Below are 7,024 nucleotides of genomic sequence, written 5' to 3' on the forward strand. Positions count from 1 at the left end.
AACGACGTACCTCCACGGCCACGGTCCCAAGAGCAGGCGAGCGATCTGACGACGGCTCCCACTCATGCGCTGAAACCGGACCCGACCTCGCTGGGCCGGTCCACTTCCCTCATCCGGGGCACCCGTGGCCAGACCAGCGATGGCAATCAGCCGAACGGGGCCACCGACCCGCAGGCCGACACCCCAGAGCCCGTCACGACGCCACTCACCGGACCAGCCGGGACACTCACCATCCCGGGACCCGCGACGGTGATCAACCGCCGGAGCTCCTTACATGAGCCGGGCGCGGGCTGTCGGCAAAGAGTTCGGGAAAACCCCTCAAGCCAGCGGTGGCGGGACCGATCCTCACCGCGACGGGAGACCACGGACGGTCACCCGGAAGAACAAATGACCTGATTCCAGGAGGGAAACATCATGGGTCTTCGCATCAACCAGAACATCGAGGCGACCAACGCGTACCGCAACCTGTCGGTGACGCAGAACCAGCTCTCGAAGTCGATGGAGAAGCTGTCGTCGGGCTTCCGGATCAACCGGGCCGCGGACGACGCCGCGGGCCTGGCCATCTCCGAGGGCCTCCGCGCGCAGGTCGGTGGCCTCAAGGTCGCCGTCCGCAACGCCCAGGACGGCGTCTCGGTCGCGCAGACCGCTGAGGGTGCGCTCACCGAGGTCCACTCCATGCTGCAGCGCATGAACGACCTCGCGGTCCAGAAGGCGAGCGGCACGGTCGAGACCGGCTCGGACGCCGAGCAGGCCCTGGTCGACGAGTTCACGCAGCTCGAGACCGAGATCACCCGGATCAAGGACAACACCAAGTTCAACGGTGTCGCCCTGTTCGCCGACACCGCGCTGACCTTCCAGACCGGCTACGACTCGGGCGACACGATCGACATCTCCGCCACCGCACTCGCCGACTTCACCGCCGGCACCGCGATGGCCGCGATCGACATCGACGACAGCAACACGCTGCAGGCCGCGATCAACGAGGTCTCCGCCCAGCGTGCCGAGCTCGGTGCGATCCAGAACCGGTTCGAGCACACGATCAACAACGTGAACGTGGCGATCGAGAACCTGTCCGCCTCGGAGTCGCGCATCCGCGACACCGACATGGCCCAGGAGATGATGAACCTCACCCGTTCGCAGATCCTGTCGCAGGCCGGCACCGCGATGCTCGCCCAGGCGAACTCGGCGCCCAACGGCGTGCTGCAGCTGCTCCGCGGCTGATCCCGCAGCATCAGCACCTGACGAGTGCCGGTGGGCCGACCGGCCCACCGGCACTCGCGCTTTTCCCACCCGGTTCCGGCCGGGACGACGACCCAGCCCCTGCTCCCCCAGAGCACCACCGCGGAGGACCCCCATGGCAGGCACCAGCAGCATCGGCGGACTCGCCAGCGGCCTCGACACGGCAGGCATCATCAACCAGCTGATGACCCTCGAGGCCATGTCGCAGAGCAAGCTGAAGACCCAGGTCGCCACGGAGCAGGGCAAGGTCTCCGCGCTGCAGAAGCTGAACACGTCGCTGCAGTCGCTCGTCACCGCCGCCGGCGACCTCGGCACCAAGGGCACCGTCTGGTCCACGCTCAGGACCACCTCCTCCAACCCCGGCGTCACCGTCACCGCCACCACCAGCGCGACGCCGGGCGGCTTCGACGTCACCGTCACCCAGACCGCGCTCACGCACCGGCTGTCGTTCACCGACGCCCACGCAAAGGGTGACCAGGTCACCGGCACCGGGACCAGCGTGCTGCTGAAGCGCGCCGGCGAGCCGGACCTGCAGGTCGACACCGCCAACGGGACGCTGCAGGAGCTCGCCACGGCGATCAACGCCGCAGACGCAGGCGTCCGTGCCACGCTCGTGCGCACCGGCACCAGCGGCGGCGTGGACCAGTACCGGCTGATGGTCGAGTCGACCACCAGCGGCGCCGACCAGGCCTTCGAGCTCACCGACCTCGGCGGCTCGCCGCTGCTGGGCGGCGCGACCGTCCGCGCCGGCCAGGACGCCGTGGTCGAGGTCGGCGGCATCACTGCCACCTCCCGCACCAACACCTTCACCGACGTCGTACCGGGCGTCACCATCACGCTGGCTGCGGGCGCCACCGGCGCCGCCGACGTCACCCTGGCCCGCGACGCGGAGGGCACGTCGGGCGCCGTGAAGTCCTTCGTGGAGCAGGTGAACTCGCTGCTCACCCAGATGCAGTCGCTGACCCTGAACTCCAAGGACGGCGCCGGCGTCCTCAAGGGCGACGCCACCATCCGCCGGGTTGCCAGTGCCCTGCAGAACGCGGTCTTCCCGAACGACGGCACCTCGATGGCCGCCTTCGGCCTGCAGACCGACCGCTACGGCAAGCTCGTCTTCGACGAGGCGAAGTTCGCCGAGGCCTACGCCGCAGACCCGGCCGCCGTCGCGGCGGCCTTCACCGGGGCAGGCGGCTTCGCGTCGCGCGTCGAGCAGGTGGCGAAGACCGCCAGCGACAAGTACGACGGCGCGATCAGCAACGCGATCAACAGCCACAGCTCCACGATCACCCGGCTGAACAAGAGCATCGAGGCGTGGGACGCCCGCCTCGAGCTGCGGCGCCAGACGCTGGAGCGCCAGTACACCGCCCTGGAGACCGTCCTGTCCCAGCTCGGCAGCCAGTCCGCGTGGCTCACCAGCCAGCTCGACGCCCTGTCCGCATCCACCCAGTGAGGACCTGACCATGTACGCCACCCGATCGGTGCACGGCGCCCACGACGCCTACCGCCAGAACGCCGTCGCCACCGCCTCCCCGGCCCGCCTCCTGGTGATGCTCGTCGAGCGCCTCGTCCTCGACGGCGAGCGTGCGGTCGCGGCCCAGCAGGCCGGCGACTGGGCCGGTGCCCACCAGCACCTGGTGCACGCCCAGGACATCGTGATGGAGCTCGAGTCGAGCCTCGACGTCGACCGGATGCCGGCCGGCCAGCAGCTCGCGTCGCTCTACCAGTACCTGCGCGGCTGCCTCGTCGAGGCGAACGTGCGCCGCAGCAGCACCAAGGCGGACGAGGCGCTGGCCCTGTCCCGGCAGCTGTGCGAGACGTGGCGCGAGGCCGCGATGGCGGCGGCGGTCCAGTGAGCACCGCGCACGCTCCCGCCCCGCTGCCCGGCCACGACCCGGTGGCGCCGCGCCGCCCGGTCTCCTGGCGCGAGGCCCTCGACCGGCTCGAGGAGCACGCCGACCGCGCCGAGCAGCTGATCCGCGGCAAGGCCGGCGTCGAGGAGCTGCCGTGGCAGCCGCCGACCGACCTGGGTCCGATCCCGGACGAGTTCGTGCCCCGGGCCCGCCAGCTGCTGGCCCGTCAGCAGCAGCTGATGGCAGCGATCCCCGCCCTGCTGGTCGACAAGAACCAGCAGCGGCGGTGGGCAGACCGGGCGGCGGGCGCGACCAGCACGCCCGCACACCCGGTCTACCTCGACGTCACCGCCTGAGCGCCCGGCCCAGGCGGGTCGGCCTCACGGTGCGTAGATCCCCGAGCTGTTGTTGATGGCGTCGAAGAGGTCCTTCGCACCGGTCTGCAGGGACTTGTTGCCGCCGTACCAGCTGGTGCCGCCGACGTTCGACTGGCTGGCGGCGTAGGCGAGAGCCTCGCCGACGGTCATGCTGGACGCGCCGCCGAACGAGGCGCTGACGTCCTTGCCGCCGACGTGCGTCAGGTCGACCTCCAGGCCCGCGAGGGCCGGGTTGAAGTAGTGCCCGCTGAGCACCGTCGCGAGCATCTGCGCCTTGAGCATGGTGACCATGTTCGAGCCCTTGGCCTTCTTGATGACGTCCGTGACCCAGGCCGCGACCTTGGCGCACGACGAGCCGTCCGCGAGGTCCTTGAAGGGTGCGTAGGCGCGCAGGACGTCGGTCACCGCGCACTCGACGTTGGTGGGCGAGCCCTTGGGGTTGATCAGGCCCTGGCCGTTCTTGTTCTGCCAGAAGCCGATCGTGTGGCCGCCGGTCTCGAGCGGGGTCTGGCAGACCCGGACGGTCGCCGAGGCGCTGCCCGTCGTACCGCTGTCGTCGGTGGTGAACGTCGCGGTGTTCGGGTAGTCGCGGCAACCCGGCTCGAGGTCGAAGTCGACGGAGTAGGGGAAGACCGTCGGGTTCGCGTCGCCGACACACACGCCGCCGAGGTCACCCTCCATGGTGTCGTCGACGCCGACGCAGTCGTCGACGGTGGTCTCGGTGAAGGCGATCGCGTCGGTGGTGTCGCTGGCCGACCCGGCATCGAGCACGGCGTCGCCGACGACCTGCACGTCCCAGGTGACGTCGACCGTGTTGGTCAGGTCGGCGGCCGGGGCCGCGTCGGGCAGGTCGCACGTGTACGGCAGCACCGTCGCGCCCGCGCCGAAGGAGACGTCCTCACCGCCGCCGGTCACCTGGCAGGTGACCGAGCCGTCGGAGAAGGTGTCGGTGAGGTCCGCGACGACAGCCGCGTCGTTGGGGTTGTCCACCGTGATGGTGCCCGTCACCGCCACGTCGGAGAAGGAGCCCCCGTCGTGCGAGACGGTGACCTCGTAGTCAGCGGTCACCGAGCCCGAGACACCGCTCAGCTCGGTCGGGGTCGCGACCTTCGTGATGTCCCAGCCGTAGGTCCGGGTGAACGCCCCGGACGCGGTCTTCACCACGGTCAGCGGGTCGGCGACGGGCGTGGTGGTGCCGGCGACCTTGAAGTTGTCGTGCTTGCAGTCGTTGCCGTTCACCGGTGCGTCCGGGTCGGGCGACGGCAGCGCACACACGCTCAGCGCGTAGACGCCGTTGGGCGAGGCGTCGAACTCGGCGAGCTGGATCTTGTTGTCGTGGACCAGGTGGCCGGCGGGGTCGATCGCCTCGACGTCGCCGGAGGCGGTCACCCGGAACGCCCGGCGGGCACGGCTGTCGGTCGACAGCAGTCCGGCCGCGCCGTCGTTGGGTGTCGACTGCGCGCCGGGCACGTTGACCGCGAGGAAGTACTCCCCCTCGCCGAGCGCCTGCGGCAGGTTGCTCAGCCAGACGTCCTGCCGGCTGGCGTAGGTGTTGCAGTTCGTCGGGTCCTCGCCGGGCGTGGCGCTGCCGTCGGGGTGGACGCAGAAGCCGTTGCCCGCGGGCGCGGTGACGTTGGTCGTCGTCGAGATGGCCTCGTTGGCGGCGTTGGCGACGGGCGAGGTCGCCGACGTGGCGACGACGGCAACGCCGGCGAGCAGGAGCCCGCCGGAGCCGAGCTGGGCGAGGACGCGACGGGCGCGTCGGTGAGAGCGATGAGCAGACAAGAGAAGTGGCCTCCCCACAGACCTTGGAACGGGTGGTGCGTCCGAAGCCGTGGAAGTGCCGTCCACCCGCGAGAAGCCCAGTACGCCAGACGACCTCATCCAACGGGAGTCCGGAGAAGCCTCTCAAGTGGAGGATGTGAGGACGTGAGATGTCCGTCCGTCAGGCGGGGCCGGGAATCACCGCCTGGGTGGTGATTCCCGAACTTGTTGACTGCTGCAGGGGCCACCAGGTCCAGGAAGCGGCCACCAAGTCCGGCCGTCAGGCGGCGTGGCAGCGGCGCACGACGCCGACGACCCGGTCGGCCATCTCGTCGAGGGGCAGCACGTCGTCGGCCAGGCCAGCACCGGCGACGGCGCCGGGCATCCCCCACACCACCGACGACTCCTCGTCCTGCACCAGCACCCGGGCACCGGCGGCGGCCAGCTGCCGGGCACCGGCGAGCCCGTCCTGGCCCATGCCGGTGAGCACCGTCGCGATCGCGCTGCCGCCGTACACGTCGAGCGCGGAGCGGAAGAGCACGTCGACGGCGGGACGGCAGAAGTTCTCCTGCGGCCCCTGGTCGAGCACGGCGTGCACGCCGGCGACGCCACGGCGCAGGCGGAGGTGGTGGTCGCCGGGCGCGACGAGGACCCGGCCGGGCCGCACCTCGTCACCGTCCACCGCCTCCCGGACCTCGAGTGCCGACACCTTGTCGAGGCGCTGCGCGAGCATCGCGGTGAACACCGGCGGCATGTGCTGGACGACCAGCACGGGGACGGGGAAGTCGGCGGGCAACCGCGGCAGGAAGTGCGCGAGCGCGTCCGGGCCGCCGGTCGAGCAGCCGACGAGCAGGGCGCTGACCGTCCGCGGTGCCGAGGCGGGCCGGGTCCGGCGGACGACGGGGCCGGCGCCCGGTGCGAGCTTGCGGATCCCCGCGAGCGCGCGGATCCGCGGCACCAGCTGGTCGCGCACGGCCACGATGCCGTCGGAGATCTGCCCGGTGTTGGAGGGCTTCGTGACGTAGTCGCTGGCTCCACGGGACAGCGCCTCGAGCGTCGCGCTCGCCCCGCGCTCGGTCAGCGTGGAGAACATGATGACCGGCAGGCGGGGGTGCTTCTCGCGGATCCGGGTCAGCGCGCCGAGACCGTCGAGGTTCGGCATCTCGATGTCGAGGGTGACCACGTCGGGACGCAGGTCGTCGACCATGCGGACCGCCTCGAGGCCGTCGCGCGCGGCGGCGACCACCTCGATGTCGTCCGCACCCTTGAGCGCGGTCGCGACCAGGCGTCGCACCAGCGCCGAGTCGTCGACCACGAGCACCCTGATCCTCGTCACGCCCCTCCCATCGGCCCGTCGCCGACGGGCCTGACGAGAAGCGGGGTGTGACGTCGCCGCATCGCCGGGGTCGAGGGCGCAGCGACGGCAGCGATGGGCCGGGCCGGCAGCCGGACCGTGGCCGCAGCTCCTGCAACGGGGCCGGAGGTTTCGAGGCTCGGCGCCGGGGCGCCTCGCACCTCAACCACCGGCCGAGACGCACCGCACCGCAGCGCCTCCCACCTCAACCACCGGCCAGGACGCACCGCACCGCAGCGCCTCCCACCTCAACCACCGGCCAGGACGCACCGCACCGCAGCGCCTCCCACCTCAACCACCGGCCAGGACGCACGGCGCCGGGGCGCGCACCGCACTCCCACCGCGGGCGATGGGGTGCGGCCGATTTCACGCCGGTTTTCGTCAGGGAGCCGGGCGGTCGGCCGAATGGGCGGGCATGACCGCCCCGTCTGCCTTCGCCTCCG

The 7,024-nt window shown here is 71.3% G+C and carries 6 protein-coding genes; 4 read left to right on the plus strand and 2 right to left on the minus strand.

Annotation, left to right across the window (positions count from 1 at the left end; genetic code table 11):
* Positions 1–414 precede the first annotated feature (414 nt).
* From NOCJ54_RS0122415 to NOCJ54_RS27725, 4 genes are all read left to right on the plus strand, one after another.
* Positions 415–1,221, plus strand: a complete 807-nt coding sequence (locus tag NOCJ54_RS0122415; protein WP_028657264.1) for a flagellin N-terminal helical domain-containing protein — start codon at positions 415–417, stop codon at positions 1,219–1,221.
* Between the two features lie 133 nt (positions 1,222–1,354).
* Positions 1,355–2,686 (plus strand): flagellar filament capping protein FliD, encoded by a 1,332-nt coding sequence (fliD, locus tag NOCJ54_RS0122420; protein WP_028657265.1) that lies wholly within the window; start codon positions 1,355–1,357, stop codon positions 2,684–2,686.
* A gap of 10 nt (positions 2,687–2,696) precedes the next feature.
* The gene (gene fliS, locus NOCJ54_RS0122425) at positions 2,697–3,089 is read left to right on the plus strand and encodes a flagellar export chaperone FliS (RefSeq protein WP_051486292.1); all 393 of its coding nucleotides are present in this window, start codon (positions 2,697–2,699) and stop codon (positions 3,087–3,089) included.
* On the plus strand, positions 3,086–3,442 hold the full coding sequence (locus tag NOCJ54_RS27725; protein WP_036519426.1) for a hypothetical protein: 357 nt from the start codon (positions 3,086–3,088) through the stop codon (positions 3,440–3,442). The genes fliS and NOCJ54_RS27725 overlap by 4 nt, the downstream gene beginning before the upstream one ends.
* A 24-nt stretch (positions 3,443–3,466) precedes the next feature.
* Here NOCJ54_RS27725 and NOCJ54_RS0122435 read toward each other — a convergent pair whose 3' ends face one another.
* Together NOCJ54_RS0122435 and NOCJ54_RS0122440 are read right to left on the minus strand one after the other, a co-directional pair.
* Positions 3,467–5,248 carry a hypothetical protein gene (locus NOCJ54_RS0122435; protein WP_028657267.1) on the minus strand — a complete coding sequence of 594 codons (1,782 nt, stop codon included), beginning with the start codon at positions 5,246–5,248 and terminating at the stop codon, positions 3,467–3,469.
* A gap of 259 nt (positions 5,249–5,507) precedes the next feature.
* Positions 5,508–6,563, minus strand: a complete 1,056-nt coding sequence (locus tag NOCJ54_RS0122440; protein ID WP_051486293.1) for a protein-glutamate methylesterase/protein-glutamine glutaminase — start codon at positions 6,561–6,563, stop codon at positions 5,508–5,510.
* Positions 6,564–7,024: the final 461 nt, after the last annotated feature.

It is taken from the genome of Nocardioides sp. J54, assembly GCF_000519005.1.
GTDB lineage: Bacteria > Actinomycetota > Actinomycetes > Propionibacteriales > Nocardioidaceae > Nocardioides.

Coding starts and splice junctions, on each gene's coding strand:
- fliS (WP_051486292.1), top strand. CDS start 2,697: ATGTACGCCACCCGATCGGTGCACGGCGCCCACGACGCCTACCGCCAG.
- fliD (WP_028657265.1), top strand. CDS start 1,355: ATGGCAGGCACCAGCAGCATCGGCGGACTCGCCAGCGGCCTCGACACG.
- NOCJ54_RS0122415 (WP_028657264.1), top strand. CDS start 415: ATGGGTCTTCGCATCAACCAGAACATCGAGGCGACCAACGCGTACCGC.